Origin of the sequence: Rhodanobacter denitrificans (assembly GCF_003335105.1) — a bacterium.
Classification (GTDB): domain Bacteria; phylum Pseudomonadota; class Gammaproteobacteria; order Xanthomonadales; family Rhodanobacteraceae; genus Rhodanobacter; species Rhodanobacter denitrificans_A.
The window spans coordinates 1-19,528 of sequence record NZ_QFWQ01000002.1 but is presented as its reverse complement, the minus strand read 5'-3'; the positions used below and the strand labels follow the sequence as shown (position 1 = coordinate 19,528).

Here is a 19,528-nt window from a genome sequence, read left to right as displayed (position 1 = left end):
CTTGCGGCGCCGTTGCCGGCCGGCCGCCGCGGGTTTGGTGACCGCCGGCATGGACGCTGGGGGCGCGATTGGGCAGACTTCCCGGAAGCTTCCCCTCAGAAGATGCCCCTTCCATGCGCCTGTCACGCCTGCTGATCGCCACCCTGCTGCTGGGTCTTGCCGTGTTGCCGCCGCTGCACGCGCAGGCGGCGGTGGGCTCGCCGTACTCGGTGGTGGTGCCGCTGGCCGACACCAGCGACGCGCAGCGCGACCAGGCGTTCGCCACCGCGCTGGGCCAGGTGCTGGCGCGGGTCGCCGGCGGCCAGGACCTGCGCAGCAACCCCGGATACGCCGAGGCGCTGGGTACGGCGGCCTCGATGGTGCAGAAATTCCAGTACCAGCGCGCCGCGACCGGGCTGGTGCTGGACGTGGAATTCGAGCCCGGCGCGGTGCGCCGGCTGGTGTCGAAGCTGGGCGTGCGCAGTGCCGGCATCAAGCCGCCGGTACTGCTGCTGGTGCGCGGCAGTGATGGTCGCCTGCTCGATCAGGCGGCGCTGGCCGGCCTGGCCGCAACCGCCGGGGCGCGCGGCACCAACCTGGCCTATCCCGACGCGGCCAATCCGCCGGATGCAGCCAAGGTCGCCGCTACCGATCCGGCCGCGCTGGCGGCAATCAACCAGCGCTACCACACCGGCCTGGTCCTGCTGGGCAAGCTGCGCGACGGCGGTGCCGACTGGACCCTGGTCTCGGGCGGCCAGACGCAACACTGGAGCGACCAGGGCACCACGGCCGCCGTGCTCGGCGATGCCGGCAATGGCCTGGTCGATCGGCTCGGCAAGCAGCTCAACGTGATCGGCGCCGGCCCCAGCGAAGGCAAGCTTTGGGTCAGCGGGCTCGAATCCGCGATGGATTACGCCAACCTGATGGCCACCCTGCAGGAGGACCCCTCGGTGAAGCAGGTACAGACGCTGGGCGCGCAGAACGACGGCGTGCTGCTGCATGTGAAGGCTTCCGTGCCGATGGGCGCGCTTGCCGCGAACCTCGCCGCCAGCGGCCACCTGCTGCTGCAGGGCGAGCCGCATGCTGGCGCGGACGAGAATCTGCGCTGGCTGCACTGACGGGATTACGAATTCCCCGCACAATCCCCGTGCGGACTTTTCCAATGATGCGAGTCCCTCGCAAGAACCTGCCCGTCCCTGGCCGGATTCTTCAGATGGATGACCATCCCTTGCCGGGGCGTACCGAGTGAATCAGGACAAGGACATCTCGCGCCGCTGGCAGCTGCTCGCCATCGCGGCAGTCATCGTCTACCTGCTCTGGCTGCTGGCACCGGTGCTGATGCCGTTCGCGGTGGCCGCCATGCTGGCCTATCTTGGCGATCCGCTGGTCGACCGGCTGGAGCGGCTGCGACTGAACCGGGCGTGGGCGGCCACCATCGTGTTCGTGGTGATCATGGTGGCAATGATTGGCGTGCTGCTGTTGCTGATCCCGCTGATCGCGCGCCAGATCGAGAACCTGGTCAGCAACCTGCCGCGCTACGGCGACTGGGCGCAGAACACCGTGTGGCCGTGGCTGCAGGCACGCCTGCACCTCGATCCGCACACCTTCGACAGCGATCGCCTGCTGGCTGCGGTCAAGGGCCACCTCGCCTCGATCGGCGGCGTCGCCACGGCCGTGCTGGGCAAGGTGTCGCGCTCCGGCCTGGGCATCGTGGCGTGGCTGGCCAACCTGGTGCTGATCCCGGTGGTGGCGTTCTACCTGCTGCGCGACTGGGACCGGATGGTGGCGAAGATCGACGGCATGCTGCCGCGTTCGATCCAGCCCACCATCGCCTACCTGGCGAGCGAGTCGGACAAGATCCTGGGCGCGTTCGTGCGCGGCCAGTTGCTGGTGATGCTGGCGCTGGGCGTGTTCTACGGCGGCGCCCTCGGCGTGGTGGGGCTGACCGTGGGGCCGCTGATCGGCATGGTCGCCGGCCTGCTCAGCTTCGTGCCGTACCTGGGCTTCATCATCGGTTTCGTCGCGGCGATCGTGGCCGTGCTGGTGCAGTACGGCGACTGGACGCACGTGCTGATGGTCTGCGGCGTGTTCGCGGTCGGCCAGCTGCTGGAAGGCTATGTGCTGGTGCCCAAGCTGGTCGGCGACAAGATCGGCCTGCACCCGGTGGCGGTGATGTTCGCGGTGCTGGCTGGCGGCTACCTGTTCGGCTTCCTCGGCGTGCTGCTGGCGCTGCCGGCGGCATCGGTGATCATGGTGCTGCTGCGCTACCTGATCGAGCGTTACCGCATGAGCGAGCTGTACAACGAGGCGGGCCCGGAGGATCCGGTGATCGCCGAGGTGGACGTCACCGTACGCCGAAACGGTGGCGTCGAAACGGAGACCGTAGCGGCACCTCCGCCGGACGACCGCCGCGCCCCATGATCCCGCAGCTGCCGCTCGCGCTGCGCTGGCCGCACCGCCAGCGCTTCGACCATTTCCACGCCGGCGCCAATGCCGCCGCGCTGGCCGCGGTGCGGGCGCTGGCGCTGCAAGCCGGTGCGCCGTGGGTCTACCTGCACGGACCTGCCGGCAGCGGCCGCAGCCACCTGCTGATGGCTGCCTGCCAGGCGGCCGGCTTGGCGGGGCGGCGCATGCAATACCTGCCGCTGGCGACGTTGACGGATCGCGCGGCGGCATTGCGCGGCGTCGCCGGCAGCGAGCTGCTGGCGCTGGACGACATCGGTGCCATTGCCGGCGATGGCGATGCTGAGCACGCGCTGTTCGACCTCTATAACCGCACCCGCGCCGAAGGCAACGCACTGCTGTTCGCCGCCGATGCCACGCCGACCCGGCTCGGCATCGAGCTGCCCGACCTGCGCTCGCGCCTGGGTGCCTGTACCCGGTTCGCGCTGAAGCCGCTCGACGACGACGAGCGGCGCGCCGTGCTGAAGACGCAGGCCGCCGCGCGAGGGATCGAGCTGGACGACAGCGTGCTGGACTGGCTGTTCGCCCGCTACGCGCGTGATCTCGGTGCGCTGCTCGACCTGCTCGACCGGCTGGACCAGGCCTCGCTGGCGGCGCAGCGGCGGATCACCATTCCGTTCCTGCGCGAATTCCTGCGCGATGCGGCATCCTGAAACGACGAAGGCGCCCGCGGGCGCCTTCGTCTGTTTCCACGGGACAGGCCCGCTCAGGCCTTGAGCAACCCCGGCGTCGCCTGCTGGCCGATCGCGTCGGTCAGCGCCTTCGCCACATTGAGATTGCCGGCGATGAGGTTGCCGCTGGCCGGGATGCCGTCGCGGCCGGCGAAGTCGCCATAGCGACCGCCGGCCTCGTGCACCAGCAGCACGCCGGCGGCCATGTCCCAGGGCTTCAGGCCGATCTCGAAGTAGCCGTCGTAGCGGCCGGCGGCGACGTAGGCGAGGTCCAGCGCGGCGGAGCCGGAGCGACGGATGTCCTCGGCCTGGCCGAGGATGGCGCGGGTCATGTCCAGCTGCGCGGCGAGGTGTTCGCGCTGGCGGAACGGGAAGCCGGTGGCGATCATCGCGCCGCCCAGGTTCTCGCGCTTGCCGACGCGCATGCGGCGGTCGTTGAGGTAGGCGCCGTCGCCCTTGCTGGCGGTGTACAGCTCGTCGCGCAGCGGGTCGAACACCACGGCGTGGATCGGCACGCCCTTCTCCAGCAGCGCGATGGACACGCTGAAGTGCGGGATGCCGCGCAGATAGTTGTGGGTGCCGTCCAGCGGGTCGATCACCCAGGTCAGCGGACCCTTGCCGATCGCGCCGCTTTCCTCGGCGAGGATCGCGTGGTCGGGATAGGCGCGGCGCAGTTCCTTGACGATTTCCGCCTCGGCCAGCTTGTCGACCTCGGAGACGAAATCCATCTGCTGCTTCTCGACGACGTGCAAGCCGTCGATGCGGTTCATGTAACGCAGGATCACGTTGCCTGCGGAACGGGCGGCGCGCGCCGCGATCGTGACGTGGGGTCGGGCCATGGGTATCGACTTTGGAAGAGAGCGGGGCTGCGGCCGGCGATTCTAGCAGAGGCGGGCCCTGGCCGCCCCGCGTCCACTATCCTTGTCGACCCGAACCACCCATCCGCCCAGCGCATGACCGACCTCCACGACCTCGCCGCCCGCATCCGCTACGTGCTGGTGCGCACCTCGCATCCCGGCAACATCGGCAGCGCGGCGCGGGCGATCCGCACGATGGGCTTCGCGCGGATGGAGCTGGTCGCGCCGCACCGTTTTCCCGATCCGGAGGCGAACGCGCTGGCCGCCGGCGCGGACGACGTGCTGGCCAACGCCGGCCTCCATGCCGGGCTGGTCGATGGCCTGGGCGGCAGCAGCCTGGCGCTGGGCCTGTCGGCACGTCGGCGCGGCGTGACCTTGCCGGAACTCTCGCCGCGCGAGGCGGCCCGGCAGGCGCTGGCGGCGGCGACTCGTGGCGAACAGGTGGCGCTGGTGTTCGGCAACGAGCGCACCGGGCTGGAGAACGAGGAACTGGCGCGTTGCCACGCGATGGTGCGGATTCCCAGCGTGGACGACTTCAGCTCGCTCAACCTGGCGCAGGCGGTGCAGGTGATGGCCTATGAACTGCGCATGGCGATGCTCGGCGACGAACCGCCAGCGCCGCCGCCGGAGCACGACGAACCGCCCGCTGACGCCGCGCAGATGGAACAGTTCTACCGCCACCTGGCACAGACGCTGGACGACATCGACTTCCACAAGGGCCGCGAGCCCACCACGATCATGCTGCGCCTGCGCAAGCTGTTCCAGCGCGCCCAGCCGGACGCGCGCGAGCTGCGCGTGCTGCACGGCATTCTTGCCGATGCGCAGCGGATGGCGGGGCTGGCCAACGGCAAGTAGGCGGCTTCGGTAGGGCGGGCACTGCCCGCCAGCCTTTCAATGTGCCGTGGGAAATGCAGGAGCGGCGGGCGGTGTCCGCCCTACGAAGCTGCTGCTAGCCGCTTTCCTCGCCTCCCGGTTCAGCCTGCGCAGGGAGGCGCGTCACCAGCAGCTTGTCGATGCGGGCGCCGTCGAGGTCGACCACTTCGAAGCGGATGCCACGCCAGGCGAACGTCTCGCCGGTCTGCGGCACGTGGCCGAGGGCGGTCATCACCATGCCGGCGGCGGTGCGGTAGCCATGTTCCTCCTCGCCCGGCAGCTCGCCGATCTGCAGCAATTCGCGCAGGTCGTCGGTGGACAGGCTGCCGTCGATCAGCCAGCTGCCGTCGGCGCGCTGCTTGATCGGGCCGTCCTCGCTGCTGCCGGCGTGGCCGATCTGGCTGGCGCCGACCACGGCCGCCAGCAGGTCGTTGACGGTGACCACACCCTCGATGTCGCCGTACTCGTCCACCACCAGCGCCAGCGGCGTCTCGGCGTCGCGGAACTCCTCCAGCAGGTCCAGCGCGCGGGCGGTGGCGGGCACGAACAGCGGCTTGGCCAGGTGTCCGAACAGCTCCGGCGTGCCCTCGGCAAAGCTGTGCAGCAGCAGTTTGACCTCGACCACGCCGACCACCTCGCTCTCGTCGCCGCGGTACACCGGGTAGCGCGAGTAAGGGGTTTGCCGCAGCACCTCGATGTTCTCCTCGCGGCTGGCGGCGATGTCCAGCCATGCGATGCGCATGCGCGGGGTCATCACGCTGTCCACCGTGCGGTCGCCCAGGCGCAGCACGCGGTTGACCATGTTGTGTTCGTCCGCGTCGAGCACGCCCTGTTCGGCGCTTTCGGCGACCAGCAGGCGGATCTCCTCCTCGCTGACCATGCCGCCACCCTGCGGATTGACCCGCAGCAGGCGCAGCAACTGGTTGCTCGATGCGTTCAGCAGCCACACGAACGGCGCGGTCAGCCGCGACAGCAGCAGCATCGGGATCGCCACGTACGACGACACCTTTTCCGGCGCCGCCAGCGCCAGCCGCTTGGGTACCAGTTCGCCGACCACGATCTGGATGAACGAGATCAGCGCGAAGCCGAACACGATGCCGATGACCCGCGCATACGGCAGCAGCCATTCCGGGGACGCGCCCCGCAGTGCGGCGCCGATGTGGCCGCCCAGCGCATCGCCGGCCACCGCGCCGGTGATCAGCATGACCAGGGTGATGCCGACCTGCACGGTGGACAGGAAGTGCTCCGGCGCCTCGGCGTGGCGCGAGGCCGCGGCGGCCTTGCGGCCTTTCCGCGCCATCTGCCTGAGGCGGCTCTTGCGCGAGGCCACCAGCGCCATCTCCGACAGGGCGAAGAAGCCGTTGCACAAGGCCAGCACGAGGACGAGCGCGATTTCGGTCAGCATCGCGGCGATGATGGGGGAGGCTGCATGGGTACAGTGTAAGGGCTGTGCGGGCTGCAGTTCATCCGGGCATTGATGCAGGGCAGCATGGCAGTCCTGTAACATGACTGTCACGTATCCCCGGGCATGGCCAGCATGTTTTCACTGCAGACGATTTTCGGCAAAGGCGACAAGTTCTACGGATTGCTCGAACAAAGCGCCGCCACCGTGTGCGAAAGCGCCGGCGCCCTGCACGAGCTGCTGACCCGGCCCGACCGCGGCGCGACGATGGCGGCATTCACCGTCACCCGCGCGCGGGAGAAGGCGCTGGCCGCGCAGATCAGCGAGGAACTGGTGAATACCTTCGTCACCGCGCTCGACCGCGAGGACATCGAGGCGCTGAACTCGGCGCTGTACAAGATCCCCAAGAGCATCGAGAAATTCGCCGAGCGCTACGAGATCGTCGCCGAGCGCCTGGACGGGGTGGATTTCGTCCAGCGCACGCTGGTGCTGCGCCGCTCCAGCGAGGTGGTCGCCGAGATGATCGGCGAGCTGCGCCGCGGCCTGCGCATCGACCCGGTGCGCAAGCTGCAGGACCGCCTGCAGGCGCTGGAATCGGAAGGCGACCGCATGCTGCTCGCGCCATACCGCACGCTGTACGTCGAGGGCAACGACGCGATGCGCGCGATGCTGGCGAAGGACCTGTTCGAGCTGATCGAGAAGGCGATCGACAAGTGCCGCGACGTGGGCAACATCGTCTATTCGATCGTGCTGAAGAACTCCTGAGGCCGCGCCCGTGAGCTTGCGTCCATCGCCCCGTCCGGCCGCACTGCCGGCGTCGCCCGTCGTCTACCGCCTGGCCGGAGGCCGTGCATGAGCGTCGTCATCGTGGTGGTGGCGATCGCGCTGGTTTTCACCTACATCAACGGCTTCCACGATACCGCCAACTCGATCGCCACGGTGGTGGCGACCAAGGTGCTCACGCCCGGCCAGGCGGTGCTGCTGGCGGCGGCCACCAACCTGGTCGGCGCGTTCATGGGCACCGCGGTGGCCGCCACCATCGCCTCCGGGCTGATCAACGCCGGGGTGATCGAGATGGGTTCGCAGCTGCTGATCTGCGCGCTGCTGGCGGCGATCGTGTGGAACCTGATCACCTGGTGGCTGGGCCTGCCGTCCAGCTCCAGCCATGCGCTGGTCGGCGCGCTGGTGGGCGCGGCCATGGCCGCTTCCGGCAACCGGCTCGACGCGGTGGTCTGGGCCGAGGGCAGCTGGCTGAAGGGCCACGGCGTGATCCCCAAGGTGGTGGTGCCGATGGTGCTGTCGCCGCTGGCCGGCTTCATCATCGGCTTCCTGCTGATGGGCGGGTTGTACGCGCTGCTGGCGTGGTTCGCCAACCGGCGGGGCTGGTCGCGGCGGTTCGGACGCACCCCGTTCGTCAACGCGTTCTTCGGCAAGGCGCAGATCGTCTCGGCCAGCGCGATGGGCGTGGCGCACGGCATGAACGACGCGCAGAAGAGCATGGGCATCATCGCGCTGGCGCTGGCCGGCGCCACCGCCGCGCACCAGTTCGACCACCTGCCGGCGTGGCTGGGCTTCCTGCGCGTCGACGGCAGCCCGGGCGGCGGCTTCGAGATCCCGGTATGGGTGAAGGTGGTCTCCGCGCTGACCATGGCTGCCGGTACCGCCGGCGGCGGCTGGCGCATCATCAAGACGCTCGGCCACAAGATGGTCAAGCTGCATCCGATCAACGGCTTCGCCGCCGAGACCAGTTCCGCGCTGGTGATCCTCAGCGCCTCGGCGTTCGGCATCCCGGTGTCGACCACGCACAACGTGTCCGCCTCGATCATGGGCGTGGGCGCGGCCAAGCGTTTCAATTCGATCCGCTGGTCGGTGGTCGAGCGCATGGTCTGGGCATGGATCCTGACCCTGCCGGTCACCGCCCTGCTGGCCTACGGGCTGGTGGTGGCGTTCCGGCTGATGTCCTGACGGGACCGTGGCGGGCCCGCTGCCCGGACAGGATGGCTTCTACAGCGAATCCTCGCCGAGCGCGATGAGCCGTTCCAGCTGGTCGCCGAGCATGCCCAGTTCGCGCACCACGCGCTGCAGCTCGGCGGCGTCGAGGAACTCGTAGGGGCGGTTCTCGCACAGGTGCAAGTAGGGCGAGCCGTCCAGGTCGGTGACCGCGAGGAAGCCGGTGCGCTGCTGCCAGTTGAAGCGCAGGCAGCGGCCGGGGTCGACGCCGGCCAGCGGCCCGATCGGGGTGGAGATGCGCAGGTAGCGCCGCCCCGACTCGTCTTCCAGCTCGGCCAGGTAGATGCCCTGGCTGCGGCCCTGCGCCAGTTGCAGGTCGAAACTGATCAGGTACGGATCGTTCTGGCGCAGTTCGTGCTGGCTGCCGATATGGGAACGCACGGCTTCGAAGTGGCGCATGCGGCGGCTTCCGCTGGCGAAGGTCGGAAGCTACTCTGCCACGACCCACCGCCTGCGTCGCGTGAACCATGCATGAGGCCGCCACCCGCATCTATGCCGCCATCGCCGCGATACCGCGCGGCCGGGTCGCCAGCTACGGCGCCATCGCCGCCCGCGCCGGGTTGCCCGGGCGGGCGCGGCTGGTCGGCCGGTTGCTGGGCGAGGTACCCGACGGCATGGAATTGCCGTGGTACCGCGTGCTGTGCTCCAGCGGGCACATCGCGATGCCGCCGGGCAGCCGTGGTTTCCGCGAGCAATCCAGGCGATTGCGGGCGGAAGGCGTGGAGGTGAGGAACGGCCGGGTGCCGCTGTCGCGGTTCGGCCTGGATGGCGATCTCGACCACGCGCTGTGGGGCATGCCGGACGCTTGACCGGCGACGCTGCCGACGGGTCGCCACAGCTTTTTCCGGCGGCCGGGCCGGGCGGGTTTGCTAGCATGTCGTCGATGAAAGCCTCCGCCCTCGACCTGCTGCAAAGCGTTTTCGGCTATCCCAGTTTCCGCGGCCAGCAACAGGCCGTCGTCGAGCATCTCGCCGAGGGCGGCGACGCGCTGGTGCTGATGCCCACCGGCGGCGGCAAGTCGCTGTGCTACCAAATCCCCGCGCTCATCCGGCAGGGCACCGGCATCGTGGTGTCGCCGCTCATCGCGCTGATGCAGGACCAGGTCGATGCGCTGCGCGAGGCGGGCGTGGCGGCCGCCTATCTCAACTCCAGCCTCGGCGCCGAAGCGCAGCGCGAGGTCGAACGCCAGCTGCTGGCCGGCGAGCTGAACCTGCTCTACGTGGCGCCCGAGCGCCTGCTCACGCCGCGCTTCCTCGCCCAGCTCGAGCGCACCGAAGTGGCGCTGTTCGCGATCGACGAGGCGCACTGCGTGTCGCAGTGGGGCCACGACTTCCGCCCCGAGTACCGCGAGCTGGCGGTGCTGCACCAGCGCTTCCCGGACGTGCCGCGCATCGCGCTCACCGCCACCGCCGACCCGCGCACCCGCGAGGAGATCGTCGAGCGGCTGTCGCTGCAGGGCGCGCGGCAGTTCGTTTCCAGCTTCGACCGGCCGAACATCGGCTACCGGGTCGGCCTGCGCCACAACGCGAAGCGCCAGCTCACCGAGTTCCTGCAGGGCCACCAGGGCGAATCCGGCATCGTGTACTGCCTCAGCCGGCGCAAGGTGGACGACACCGCCGCCTGGCTGGCCGAGCTGGGCGTCGAGGCGCTGCCGTACCACGCCGGGCTCGATGCGGCGACCCGCGCGAAGAACCAGCAGCGTTTCCTGCGCGAGGACGGCGTGGTGATGGTCGCCACGGTGGCGTTCGGCATGGGCATCGACAAGCCCGACGTGCGCTTCGTGGCGCACCTGGACCTGCCGCGCAGCATCGAGGGCTACTACCAGGAGACCGGCCGCGCCGGCCGCGACAGCCTGCCGGCCGAGGCGTGGATGATCTACGGCCTGTCCGACGTGGTCACCATGAGCCAGATGATCGCGCAGTCCGAATCGGCCGACGAGCGCAAGCGGGTGGAGCGGCAGAAGCTGGAGGCGTTGCTGGCGTATGCCGAGGCCACCGACTGCCGTCGCCAGCTGTTGCTGGGCGCGTTCGGCGAAAACCACCCAGGTTCCTGCGGCCATTGCGACAACTGCCTCGCGCCGCCGAAAACCTGGGACGCCACCGTGCCGGCGCAGAAGGCGCTGTCGGCGGTTTACCGCACCGGCCAGCGGTTCGGCTCCGGCCACGTCATCGACGTGCTGCGCGGGGAGGAGACCGAGCGCGTGCTGAGCCTCGACCATCACCGGCTCAGCACTTTCGGCGTCGGCGCCGATCTCGACGAGAAACAGTGGCGCTCGGTATTCCGCCAGCTGCTCGCCGCCGGCCTGCTGGAGGCCGACGCCGAAGGCTACGGCACCCTGCGCCTCACCGCCGCCAGCCGCAGCGTGCTCAGCGGCGGCCGCCCGGTGAAGCTGCGCGAGGATGCGCGCCCCGTCCGCGCCGGCCGCCAGCGGCGCGACAGCAAGCTGGTCACCGGCGGCAGCCTCGGCATCGAGAGCTGGGAGCAGGATCTGTGGGACGCCCTGCGCGCGCTGCGCACGCAGCTGGCCAGGCAGCAGGGCGTGCCGCCGTATGTGGTGTTCCACGACGCCACCCTGCTGGCGATGCTGCGCGCGATGCCGGCCAACGAGGACGAGCTGGCCGGCGTCAGCGGCGTGGGCGACGCCAAGCTCAAGCGCTACGGCCGCGACTTCCTCGCGGTGATCAACAGCCCTGCGTAGGGCGGACACTGTCCGCAGGCTTTCCCCGGCGTGTCGTGGCGCGGAGGAGCGGAGCCGGGTTCATGGCCGCCCTGCCGGGCGAAGCGCGCGGCTGCATACGTATTCAGCCGGACACGATCAAGGGCCACGGTGCAGACTCGGGCGCATCTTGATGCCATGACGTTGGGGAGACGCGATGGGCACGATCGACATGACGGGCGACGGGTTGGGCCAGCGCGCTACCGCGCGGGTGGTGCTGATCTCGGCGGCGGCGGCGCTGGGCGGGTTCCTGTTCGGTTTCGACACGGCGGTGATCAACGGTGCGGTCGATGCGATCCGCGGCGGCTTCGCGCTGGACGCGGCACAGACCGGCTTCGCGGTGTCCTGCGCGCTGCTCGGCTCGGCCGTGGGCGCCTGGTATGCCGGCATGCTGGCGAACCGCTTCGGCCGCGTGCGCACGATGCAGGTGGCCGCGGCGCTGCTGGTGGCCAGCGCGCTGGGCTCGGGCCTGGTGACCGGGGTGTGGGACCTGATCCTGTGGCGGCTGGTCGGCGGCATCGGCGTGGGCGTGGCCTCGGTGATCGCGCCCACCTACATCGCCGAGGTGTCGCCCGCGCACATCCGCGGCCGGCTCGGTTCGATGCAGCAGCTGGCGATCGTGCTGGGCATCTTCGCCGCGCTGCTCAGCGACGCGTGGCTGGCCGGCGTGGCCGGCGGCGCGGCGCAGCCGTCGTGGCTCGGCCTGGCGGCCTGGCGCTGGATGTTCCTGGTGGCGACGCTGCCGGCGCTGGTCTACGGCACCCTGGTGCTGGGCGTGCCGGAATCGCCGCGCCACCTGGTCGCCAAGGGCCGCCTCGACGAGGCCCGCGTGGTGCTGCGCAACGTGCTGAACATGCACAGCGAGACCGCGCTGGACAACAAGCTGCGCGACATCGCCGACAGCCTGCGCTCGGAACACCGGCCGCGCCTGAGCGACCTGCGCGGCAAGGCGGCGGGCCTGCTGCCGGTGGTGTGGGTCGGCATCCTGCTGTCGGTGTTCCAGCAGTTCGTGGGCATCAACGTGATCTTCTACTACTCGTCCACCCTGTGGCATTCGGTGGGCTTCAGCGAGGCCGACTCGTTCACCATCACCGTGGTCACCTCGATCGTCAACGTGCTGGTCACCCTGGTGGCGATCGCGCTGGTGGACAGGATCGGCCGCAAGCCCTTGCTGGTGGTCGGCTCGGCCGGCATGGCGATCACCCTGGGGCTGATGGCGTGGTGTTTCTCGCAGGCCACCGGCAGCGGTGCCACGCTGAGCCTGCCCGGCGCCACCGGCATGGTGGCGCTGGTCGCGGCGAATGCCTATGTGGTGTTCTTCGGGGTGAGTTGGGGCCCGGTGGTGTGGGTGCTGCTGGGCGAGATGTTCCCGAACCGGATCCGCGCCACCGCGCTGGCGGTGGCCGCGGCGGCGCAGTGGCTGGCCAACTTCGCGATCACCAGCACGTTCCCGGCGCTGGCCGAGCTGGGCCTGACCATGGCCTACGGGCTGTATGCCGGCTTCGCGCTGCTGTCGCTGCTGTTCGTGCTGTACGCGGTGCGCGAAACCAAGGGCATTGAGCTGGAGGACATGCGCGCATGAAGACCCCGGAGCAGGGGCCGTCCTGCCAGGCCGCCCCGCCGCATGCGCCGGACTGCGCCTGCCGCGAGGCGCGACGGGCGGTATACGACAGGCGGCGCGCAAACCGGCTAGGATTCGGGGGCGCCGGCGTCGTGCCGGGCGGCGGGTGGACTCCGGATCAGGCTGCGGATGAAGGGAAAAGCCACATCGATCGACATTGCCCACCTGGCCGGGGTTTCCCAGGCCACGGTGTCGCGTGCGCTGCGCGGCAGCCCGCTGGTCAATGAGGAAACCCGGCGGCGCATCCAGGCCGCCGCCGAGCAGCTCAACTACAAGGTCGACAAGAACGCCTCCAACCTGCGCCGGATGCACACCGGCACGCTGGCGCTGCTGTTCTTCGAGGACCCCACCGCCGACGAGTCGCACATCAACCCGTTCTTCCTGTCGATGCTGGGCTCGATCACCCGCGCCTGCGCGCTGCAGGGCTACGACCTGCTGATCTCGTTCCAGCAGTTCTCGCGCGACTGGCACGCCGATTTCGCCGACAGCAAGAAGGCCGACGGCCTGATCCTGCTCGGCTACGGCGACTACCTGGCCTATACCGACAAGCTGGAAAAACTGGTCGCCCAGGGCACCCGCTTCGTGCGCTGGGGCGCGGTGCTGCCGGAGCAGCCCGGCGTATCGATCGGCTGCGACAACTTCCGCGGCGGCCAGGCGGTGGCCGAACACCTGCTGGAACGCGGCTGCCGCCGCATCGCCTTCCTCGGCGATGCGTCCAGCCACTACCCGGAATTCTTCGGGCGCTATCGCGGCTACGTCGACGCGCTGCAGCAGGCCGGGGCGGAAGTGGACCCGGCGCTGCAGGAAAACGCCGAGAGCACCGAGCGCTCCGGCTACGAGGCGATGCGCAGCCTGATCCTGCGCGAGGCCGGCTTCGACGCGGTGTTCGCCGCCAGCGACCTGATTGCGATTGGCGCCATGCGCGCGCTCGGCGACCACGGGCTGCGCGTGCCGCAGGACGTGGCGCTGGCCGGCTTCGACGACATCCCCATGGCCAGCTTCGTCAACCCGCCGCTGACCACCGTGCTGCAGGACACCAAGCAGGCCGGCGAAGTGCTGGTCGACAGCCTGCTCAGCCTGATCCGCGGCCAGCCGGCCGACAGCCAGGTGCTGCCGGTGAAGATGATGGTGCGCCGTTCCAGCTTGCGCTGAGTCGGTCATTGCGGCATTCACACGCGGTCGCTTAACCTGCGTACGTTGTCCGGATCCCTTCGCCTGACAGGGTCTAACGCGCCATGGAACGCACTCCGTCGGAACTGGAATTTCACCAGGTGTTCGAGCGCATCACCGATGCCTACGTGGCATTGGACAGGGATTGGCGTTACACCTACCTCAACGCGAAGGCCTGCGAACTCTTCGGGCGACGCGCGGAGGATCTGGTCGGCCGCCACATATGGACCGAATTCCCCGAAGGCGTCGACCAGCCGTTCCACCGCGCCTACGAGCAGGCGATGGCCGAGCAGCGGCCGTTGCAGATCGAGGCGTACTACCCGCCGTACGAACGCTGGTTCGAGAACCGCATCTACCCGTCGGTTGACGGGCTGACCATCTATTTCCTCGACATCACCGAGCGCAAGCGGGCCGAGCACGAGCTGTTGCAGCAACAGCGGATGCTGACCCAGGCCCAGCAGGTGGCACACATCGGCAGCTGGGAGTGGGATATCGCGGCCAACCGGGTGGCCTGGTCGGCGGAGCTGTATCGCATCTATGGCGTGGCTCCGGGGCGGCATGCGGCCACGTTCGAGGCCTACCTGGCGCTGGTGCACCCGCAGGACAGCCAGCACGTGCGGCAGGTGATCGAGCAGGCGGCCGTGGATCACCTGCCGTTCGAGTTCGAGGAGCGCATCGTGCGCCCGGACGGCGCGGTGCGTACCCTGTTCAGCCGTGGCGCCGTGGATGTCGACGAGGCCGGCCTCGCGATCCGCATGGTGGGCGCGTGCCAGGACATCACCGAACGCAAGCACGCCGAGCAATTGGAGGCCGGTCAGCACGAGATTCTCGCCGGCATCGCGGCGCAGCGCCCGCTGGTGCAGAACCTCGAGCAGATCGCGCACCTGCACGAGGAGATGAATCCCGGCGCGCTGTGCTCGCTGCTGCTGCTCGACGAGAGCGGCCGGCACGTGCTGCATGGCGCCGCGCCGAGCCTGCCCGAGGCGTACAGCCGCGCGCTGCACGGGCTGGAGATCGGCGATGCGCACGGCTCCTGCGGCACCGCCGCCTGGTGCGGCGAGCGCGTGGTGGTGGCCGACATCACCACCCATCCATACTGGGAAAACTACCGGTCGCTGGCATTGGTGCACGGCCTGCGTGCCTGCTGGTCCACGCCGGTGTTTGGCAGCGGCGGCCAGGTGCTGGGCACCTTCGCGGTGTACTTCCGCGAGCCGCGCGAGCCGCGCCCCGAGGAGTTGCACAGCATCGACCGCATGCTGCCGATCACCGGCATCGCGATCGAGAGCGACCGGCTGACCCGCCGCCTGCGCGAGCGCAACCGCTTCTTCGAGATGTCGCTGGAGATCTTCTGCATCCTCGATCCGCGCACGCAGCGGCTGGTGCAGTTCAACCCGTCGCTGCCGCGCGTCACCGGCTATGCCGCCGACGAGCTGAAGTCGCGCAGCTACCGCGAGTTTCTGCGCATGGAAGATGGGAGCACCGACAAGGATCCGATGTTGCAGCGGGATGCCGCCGGGCAGCCGGTATACGACTTCGTCAACCGCTGCATCTGCCGCGACGGCGGCGAGCGGCTGCTGGAGTGGGTCTCGTTCGCCGCACCCGACGGGCTGCTCTATGCGGTGGCGCGCGACATCACCGAGCGGCGCCGGATCGAGGCGGAGCTGGCCTATGCGTCCAGCCACGACCTGGTCACCGGGCTACCGCACTATCTGCTGCTGGAACAGGTGGTGGAGGGGATGCTGCGCGATCCGGGCGGATCGACCTCGTTGCTGGCGATCGGGCTGGACCGTTTCCAGCTGGTCAACGCCTCGGTCAGCCATGCCGCCGGCGATGACGTGCTGCAGCGGCTGGCCGCCCGCCTGCAGGCCGCGGCGGGCGGGCAGGGCCAGGTCGCCCGCGTCGCCGGCGACGAATTCGTGGTGGCTGCTGCCGGACTGTCGTCCGTCGGCGCGCTGGAACTGGCCGAACGGCTGCGCCAGGCCGTGGCCGAGCCGCTGGAAGGGCCTGGCTATCGCCTGCGGCTCACCGCCAGCGTGGGCATCAGCTATTCCCCCGTCCACGGCCGCGACCCGAAGAGCCTGCTGCGCCGCGCCGAGGCGGCGATGTACCAGGCCAAGCAGGAAGGGCGCGACTGCGTCGTCGAATTCTCCGCCGCCGAGATGCAGAACCTGGAGGACCGGCTGCAGCTCGGCAACCACCTGCGCGACGCCATCCGGCTCGGCGAGCTGGAGCTCTACTACCAGCCGCAGTACCGCGCCGCCGACCGCTGCATGACCGGCTTCGAGGCCCTGCTGCGCTGGAACAGCCGGCAGCTCGGCCAGGTGCTGCCGGGCCGCTTCATCCCGGTCGCCGAGGCGCTGGGCCTGATGCCCGAGATCGGCGAATGGGTGATCGACGCCGCGTGCCGGCAACTGCGCGAATGGCTGGATCGCGGCTATCGCGACTTCACCCTCGCGGTGAACGTGGCGGCGCAGCAGCTGCAGCGCCCGGGCCTGGTCGGCCAGGTCGCCGACGCACTGCGGCGCCATGCGGTGCCGCCGGCGATGCTGGATATCGAGATCACCGAGAGCACGTTCATGGAAAACGTGTGGCGGGTGCGGCTGAGGCTGGCCGAGCTGAAGGCGCTGGGCATCCGGCTGTCGCTGGACGACTTCGGCACCGGCTATTCCAGCCTGGCCTACCTGAAGCAGTTCCCGATCGACAAGCTGAAGATCGACCAGAGCTTCGTGCGCGGCCTGCCGCTGGATGAGGCCGACGCGGCGATCGTGCGCACCATCATGGCCGTGGCCCACGAGCTGCACATGCGCGTCGCCGCCGAAGGCGTGGCGACGGGGCCACAGGCCGATTTCCTCGCCGCCGCCGGCTGCGACGAACTGCAGGGCAACCATCTCGGCCCCGCGCTGCCCGCGGCGTCGGCCGAGGAGCGCTTCAGCCCGGTATCCGTGTAGCCATCAAGTGGCGGAACGGCATGGCGTGGGCGAACTCGTGGGCAGCCCCGATTCCGGCGCAGCCCTTCCACCACCGGCCTGCCACGTTGGCGAACTCCGCATCTGGCGCGAACAGCGCGGCGAACGCATCCATACCGTGCCGGTTCCGGCATGCCGCGAACGCGGCGACCACCTGCGCCACCCCGATTGGTACGGACATGGCACCTCCTGGCGAGGTGATTTCGACATGCCGCAATGGAGCGGCGGGAAGAACGCGCTGGATCAGCCGGGCGGTCGTGCGGTCCCGGGCCGCCATGCCATGCCGACGCCCGCCGGTGCGGTCAGTTCGAAGCCGAACCGGGCGTACAACTCCTGCGCCCGGCCGTCAGCGATCAGGCTGACATAGCCGCCGGGCGGCACGTTCGCATCGAGGTAGTCCATGATCTCCCTCATGATGCGCTTGCCCAGGCCCTTGCCCTGGTGCGCTGGCAGCACCGCGATGTCGACCACCTGGTAGAAGCATCCGCCGTCCCCGATGACGCGGCCCATGCCGATCGGCTCACCGCGATGCAGGATCTGCACCGCGAACAGCGAGCCCGGCAGCCCGCGCCTGGCCGCCTCTTCGGTCTTCGCGCCGAGCCCCGCGCCGGTGCGCAGGGCGTTGTAGACGCTGGCGCTCGGGGTAGCTTGGAGGATGGCGTAGGCGGGATCGCTCATGTCATGCGGCCATGGGCGGTCGATCGCCCGTCAATGGGGAGGCCGGCAGTGCTTCCCCGATCCCGCCTTCCACCTCGAACGTCACCCTGCCGCGGTGACGGCTGCCCTTGTAGTTCATGGCCGTTCTCCGGGTGTTCCGCGTTGTGGTCCGGTGTTCGATGATGAGCCTGGGATGGATCGTGCCATCACGACATCCCGCTGCGGGTCGTTGCCCAGCGGGAAGACGTGGTCGCCGACCTCGACGAAGCCGCACTTCCTGTAGAACGAGATCGCCCGCGGGTTGTGCTCCCATACGCCCAGCCAGACCACGTCCGAGCCGCGTATCTGCAGTGCTTCGATGCAGGCGTCCATGAGGCCCTGCGCGATGCCCTTGCCATGCCACGCGTCGGCAACATACAGCCGCTGGATCTCGCCTGGGGATCGGGCCGCGACACAATCCGGGGCATCACCCCAGCGCAGCTGGGCAAACCCGACCAGCCCTTCATCGCCATCGCAAAGCAGGGTAACCATGTGAGGGTTGGCAATCTCGCCCGCCTGGATCGCCTCGCTGTAGCTGGTGCGGCAGTGGAGGGCCATGTCTTCGGGCGTATTCGCGGCATCGAAGGTGCCTCGGAAGGTCGCCTCGGCAAGCCGCGAAAGTGGTCCTGCGTCGCTGGGGTTGGCTGGTCGGATGACGGGCAATGGTGCCTCCGGGGAATTGTTGGGTTGCAGCCACTTCTCGTACGGGAAGCACCGCAACACTCCGAAGCGGGGCACGGCAGAACCAACCGGTCGATAACCCATGGCTTCGTAGAATGGACGGGCATGATCTGTACTGTCCAGGTGCAGCCGAGCCAACCCCCACCGATCCGCCTGTGCTTCCAGCGCCCGATAGAGGGCACGTCCAGTGCCCTGCCGCTGGCAGCCGGGCGCGAGATAGAAGAGCTGGACCTCGCCGCTTCGGTGGAGCAGGCCAACGCCCGCGATGGTCTCGTCAGACGCTGCCACCACACAGAAGTTATCGGGATTCGCGATCCACGTGCCGAAGTTGTCCGCAGTCTTGTTGCCAATCCACGCCGATAGGGTGCCATGGTCGTCTCGATGGTCGGCGGTACACAAACTCGAGATGGACGCTCTCACCGTAGCGATAGCGGCCACAGCATCGGCGACCTCGGCGGGACGTACCTGGATGCTCATCTGCAACCTAACGCTGGAGTTGAGTGGCGGCTAACAGATGGCGAAGCCAGCTGATGAGCGTCCGCTCGAGCGATGGGTTGGACGCCCGGCCTTGCCGTCGGCCTGCGCCACGGGGCGCCCGGCGCCGACGACGATTACGCACTGGCCGACGATGCACATGGAGAACATGGCTACGCAGCCTGGACGCAACCGCTTGGCTTGTAGACCCGCTGCGTAGAGGCCGGATTGTTGGCCAGCTTCTCGATTGGGCGTGCGGGTCGTGCCAGGAGTTCGCCGCCGCAGTTGGGGCAGATGCCACCAAGGACAGCGGTGGCACAGGACTCGCAGAATGTGCACTCGAACGAGCAGATGCAAGCGCCCTTGGACTCGGGCGGCAGCTCTCGATCGCAGCACTCGCAGCTGGGCCTCATTTGCAGCATGGTGCGTTCTCCGGTTTGAGGGCGTCTAAACGCTGGAGTAAGGCGGCGGCGAAGCCGTCCGCCTCAAATGAAATGTTAGATGCCATGCTGCGCACGCAACCGGTCGTAGCACGCACCGCATAGAAGTTTGATGCCAGCAAACGCCTCGGAACGATCATTCCAATCGCCGGTAGAACCACCCTCGCGGAGGCGAACTTCCTCACATGCGGAGCACCAAGCGTCCCCCCGCGGACCACCTGACCAAAAGAACCCAACCTTCTCGCCCGTGCCGAGAGCGCTGACGAGATGTTGGCAAACGAAGGTCTGCTCTTCCTCCCCGTGCGCATGGCATTCGACAGTGTTGGTCATGGGATCTAACGCTTGAGTTAAGCGGCGGCGAAGCCGTCCGCCTTGAACGAGTAAAAAGAGACTTCCTCCCCTTTCGGCCTCGAGGGCCATGATGGTGTTGCGAAACAACCGTCAGCAGAAGAGGAAGTCTCCATGAGCACTATAACCCTGGGTGTGGACTTGGCGAAGAACGTGTTCTC

18 protein-coding genes are annotated in these 19,528 nt (G+C 69.0%); 11 read left to right on the top strand and 7 right to left on the bottom strand.

Features of this window, described 5'->3' with window-relative positions; genetic code table 11:
* Window positions 1–113: 113 nt before the first annotated feature.
* The 3 genes from DEO45_RS01065 (at window position 114) to hda (ending at window position 3,095) form a co-directional block, all read left to right on the top strand.
* Entirely contained in the window at window positions 114–1,097 is a 984-nt protein-coding gene (locus tag DEO45_RS01065) for a DUF2066 domain-containing protein (protein WP_114340485.1), read from the top strand.
* A gap of 127 nt (window positions 1,098–1,224) precedes the next feature.
* On the top strand, window positions 1,225–2,400 hold the full coding sequence (locus DEO45_RS01060) for an AI-2E family transporter (RefSeq protein ID WP_114340484.1): 1,176 nt from the start codon (window positions 1,225–1,227) through the stop codon (window positions 2,398–2,400).
* The gene (gene hda, locus DEO45_RS01055; protein WP_114340483.1) at window positions 2,397–3,095 is read left to right on the top strand and encodes a DnaA regulatory inactivator Hda; all 699 of its coding nucleotides are present in this window, start codon (window positions 2,397–2,399) and stop codon (window positions 3,093–3,095) included. The genes DEO45_RS01060 and hda overlap by 4 nt, the downstream gene beginning before the upstream one ends.
* Window positions 3,096–3,148: 53 nt before the next feature.
* Here hda and DEO45_RS01050 read toward each other — a convergent pair whose 3' ends face one another.
* On the bottom strand, window positions 3,149–3,952 hold the full coding sequence (locus DEO45_RS01050) for an inositol monophosphatase family protein (RefSeq protein ID WP_114340482.1): 804 nt from the start codon (window positions 3,950–3,952) through the stop codon (window positions 3,149–3,151).
* Window positions 3,953–4,066: 114 nt separating this feature from the next.
* Here DEO45_RS01050 and DEO45_RS01045 point away from each other — a divergent pair, with 114 nt between their 5' ends.
* Window positions 4,067–4,825, top strand: coding sequence for an RNA methyltransferase (locus tag DEO45_RS01045; protein ID WP_114340481.1), 759 nt, complete (start codon window positions 4,067–4,069; stop codon window positions 4,823–4,825).
* Between the two features lie 94 nt (window positions 4,826–4,919).
* Here DEO45_RS01045 and DEO45_RS01040 read toward each other — a convergent pair whose 3' ends face one another.
* Window positions 4,920–6,248: a hemolysin family protein gene (locus DEO45_RS01040; protein WP_114340480.1), complete on the bottom strand. Its 1,329-nt coding sequence runs from the start codon at window positions 6,246–6,248 to the stop codon at window positions 4,920–4,922.
* 132 nt (window positions 6,249–6,380) lie between these two features.
* On the opposite strand from DEO45_RS01040, the gene DEO45_RS01035 reads away from it, so the two are divergent.
* The gene (locus tag DEO45_RS01035) at window positions 6,381–7,010 is read left to right on the top strand and encodes a DUF47 domain-containing protein (RefSeq protein ID WP_114340704.1); all 630 of its coding nucleotides are present in this window, start codon (window positions 6,381–6,383) and stop codon (window positions 7,008–7,010) included.
* A gap of 87 nt (window positions 7,011–7,097) precedes the next feature.
* Window positions 7,098–8,210 carry an inorganic phosphate transporter gene (locus tag DEO45_RS01030; protein WP_114340479.1) on the top strand — a complete coding sequence of 371 codons (1,113 nt, stop codon included), beginning with the start codon at window positions 7,098–7,100 and terminating at the stop codon, window positions 8,208–8,210.
* A 39-nt stretch (window positions 8,211–8,249) separates the two neighbouring features.
* On the opposite strand, the gene DEO45_RS01025 is transcribed toward DEO45_RS01030, so the two are convergent.
* Window positions 8,250–8,654 carry a hypothetical protein gene (locus DEO45_RS01025; RefSeq protein ID WP_114340478.1) on the bottom strand — a complete coding sequence of 135 codons (405 nt, stop codon included), beginning with the start codon at window positions 8,652–8,654 and terminating at the stop codon, window positions 8,250–8,252.
* A 68-nt stretch (window positions 8,655–8,722) separates the two neighbouring features.
* Between DEO45_RS01025 and DEO45_RS01020 the strand changes: the two genes are divergently transcribed.
* From DEO45_RS01020 to DEO45_RS01000, 5 genes are all read left to right on the top strand, one after another.
* Entirely contained in the window at window positions 8,723–9,064 is a 342-nt protein-coding gene (locus tag DEO45_RS01020) for an MGMT family protein (RefSeq protein ID WP_114340477.1), read from the top strand.
* A gap of 74 nt (window positions 9,065–9,138) precedes the next feature.
* Window positions 9,139–10,953 (top strand): DNA helicase RecQ, encoded by a 1,815-nt coding sequence (gene recQ, locus DEO45_RS01015; RefSeq protein WP_114340703.1) that lies wholly within the window; start codon window positions 9,139–9,141, stop codon window positions 10,951–10,953.
* Window positions 10,954–11,128: 175 nt separating this feature from the next.
* Window positions 11,129–12,553, top strand: a complete 1,425-nt coding sequence (locus DEO45_RS01010) for a sugar porter family MFS transporter (protein ID WP_114340476.1) — start codon at window positions 11,129–11,131, stop codon at window positions 12,551–12,553.
* A gap of 168 nt (window positions 12,554–12,721) precedes the next feature.
* Entirely contained in the window at window positions 12,722–13,744 is a 1,023-nt protein-coding gene (locus DEO45_RS01005; RefSeq protein ID WP_114340475.1) for a LacI family DNA-binding transcriptional regulator, read from the top strand.
* Between the two features lie 83 nt (window positions 13,745–13,827).
* Complete coding sequence (locus DEO45_RS01000; protein WP_114340474.1) at window positions 13,828–16,710, top strand: bifunctional diguanylate cyclase/phosphodiesterase; 2,883 nt, start codon at window positions 13,828–13,830, stop codon at window positions 16,708–16,710.
* On the opposite strand, the gene DEO45_RS00995 is transcribed toward DEO45_RS01000, so the two are convergent.
* The 4 genes from DEO45_RS00995 to DEO45_RS00975 form a co-directional block, all read right to left on the bottom strand.
* Window positions 16,691–16,909: a hypothetical protein gene (locus DEO45_RS00995; protein WP_147269660.1), complete on the bottom strand. Its 219-nt coding sequence runs from the start codon at window positions 16,907–16,909 to the stop codon at window positions 16,691–16,693. The two genes, DEO45_RS01000 and DEO45_RS00995, sit on opposite strands and share 20 nt — an antisense overlap.
* A 62-nt stretch (window positions 16,910–16,971) precedes the next feature.
* Window positions 16,972–17,406: a GNAT family N-acetyltransferase gene (locus tag DEO45_RS00990; protein ID WP_114340472.1), complete on the bottom strand. Its 435-nt coding sequence runs from the start codon at window positions 17,404–17,406 to the stop codon at window positions 16,972–16,974.
* Between the two features lie 114 nt (window positions 17,407–17,520).
* On the bottom strand, window positions 17,521–18,582 hold the full coding sequence (locus DEO45_RS00980) for a GNAT family N-acetyltransferase (RefSeq protein WP_114340471.1): 1,062 nt from the start codon (window positions 18,580–18,582) through the stop codon (window positions 17,521–17,523).
* 170 nt (window positions 18,583–18,752) lie between these two features.
* Window positions 18,753–18,992, bottom strand: coding sequence for a DUF1272 domain-containing protein (locus DEO45_RS00975; protein WP_223250747.1), 240 nt, complete (start codon window positions 18,990–18,992; stop codon window positions 18,753–18,755).
* Window positions 18,993–19,528: the final 536 nt, after the last annotated feature.

Coding starts and splice junctions, on each gene's coding strand:
- DEO45_RS01000 (WP_114340474.1), top strand. CDS start 13,828: ATGGAACGCACTCCGTCGGAACTGGAATTTCACCAGGTGTTCGAGCGC.
- DEO45_RS00980 (WP_114340471.1), bottom strand. CDS start 18,582: ATGAGCATCCAGGTACGTCCCGCCGAGGTCGCCGATGCTGTGGCCGCT.
- hda (WP_114340483.1), top strand. CDS start 2,397: ATGATCCCGCAGCTGCCGCTCGCGCTGCGCTGGCCGCACCGCCAGCGC.
- DEO45_RS01035 (WP_114340704.1), top strand. CDS start 6,381: ATGTTTTCACTGCAGACGATTTTCGGCAAAGGCGACAAGTTCTACGGA.
- DEO45_RS01010 (WP_114340476.1), top strand. CDS start 11,129: ATGGGCACGATCGACATGACGGGCGACGGGTTGGGCCAGCGCGCTACC.
- DEO45_RS01045 (WP_114340481.1), top strand. CDS start 4,067: ATGACCGACCTCCACGACCTCGCCGCCCGCATCCGCTACGTGCTGGTG.
- recQ (WP_114340703.1), top strand. CDS start 9,139: ATGAAAGCCTCCGCCCTCGACCTGCTGCAAAGCGTTTTCGGCTATCCC.
- DEO45_RS00975 (WP_223250747.1), bottom strand. CDS start 18,992: ATGAGGCCCAGCTGCGAGTGCTGCGATCGAGAGCTGCCGCCCGAGTCC.
- DEO45_RS01005 (WP_114340475.1), top strand. CDS start 12,722: ATGAAGGGAAAAGCCACATCGATCGACATTGCCCACCTGGCCGGGGTT.
- DEO45_RS01065 (WP_114340485.1), top strand. CDS start 114: ATGCGCCTGTCACGCCTGCTGATCGCCACCCTGCTGCTGGGTCTTGCC.
- DEO45_RS00995 (WP_147269660.1), bottom strand. CDS start 16,909: ATGTCCGTACCAATCGGGGTGGCGCAGGTGGTCGCCGCGTTCGCGGCA.
- DEO45_RS00990 (WP_114340472.1), bottom strand. CDS start 17,406: ATGAGCGATCCCGCCTACGCCATCCTCCAAGCTACCCCGAGCGCCAGC.
- DEO45_RS01030 (WP_114340479.1), top strand. CDS start 7,098: ATGAGCGTCGTCATCGTGGTGGTGGCGATCGCGCTGGTTTTCACCTAC.
- DEO45_RS01040 (WP_114340480.1), bottom strand. CDS start 6,248: ATGCTGACCGAAATCGCGCTCGTCCTCGTGCTGGCCTTGTGCAACGGC.
- DEO45_RS01025 (WP_114340478.1), bottom strand. CDS start 8,654: ATGCGCCACTTCGAAGCCGTGCGTTCCCATATCGGCAGCCAGCACGAA.
- DEO45_RS01050 (WP_114340482.1), bottom strand. CDS start 3,952: ATGGCCCGACCCCACGTCACGATCGCGGCGCGCGCCGCCCGTTCCGCA.
- DEO45_RS01020 (WP_114340477.1), top strand. CDS start 8,723: ATGCATGAGGCCGCCACCCGCATCTATGCCGCCATCGCCGCGATACCG.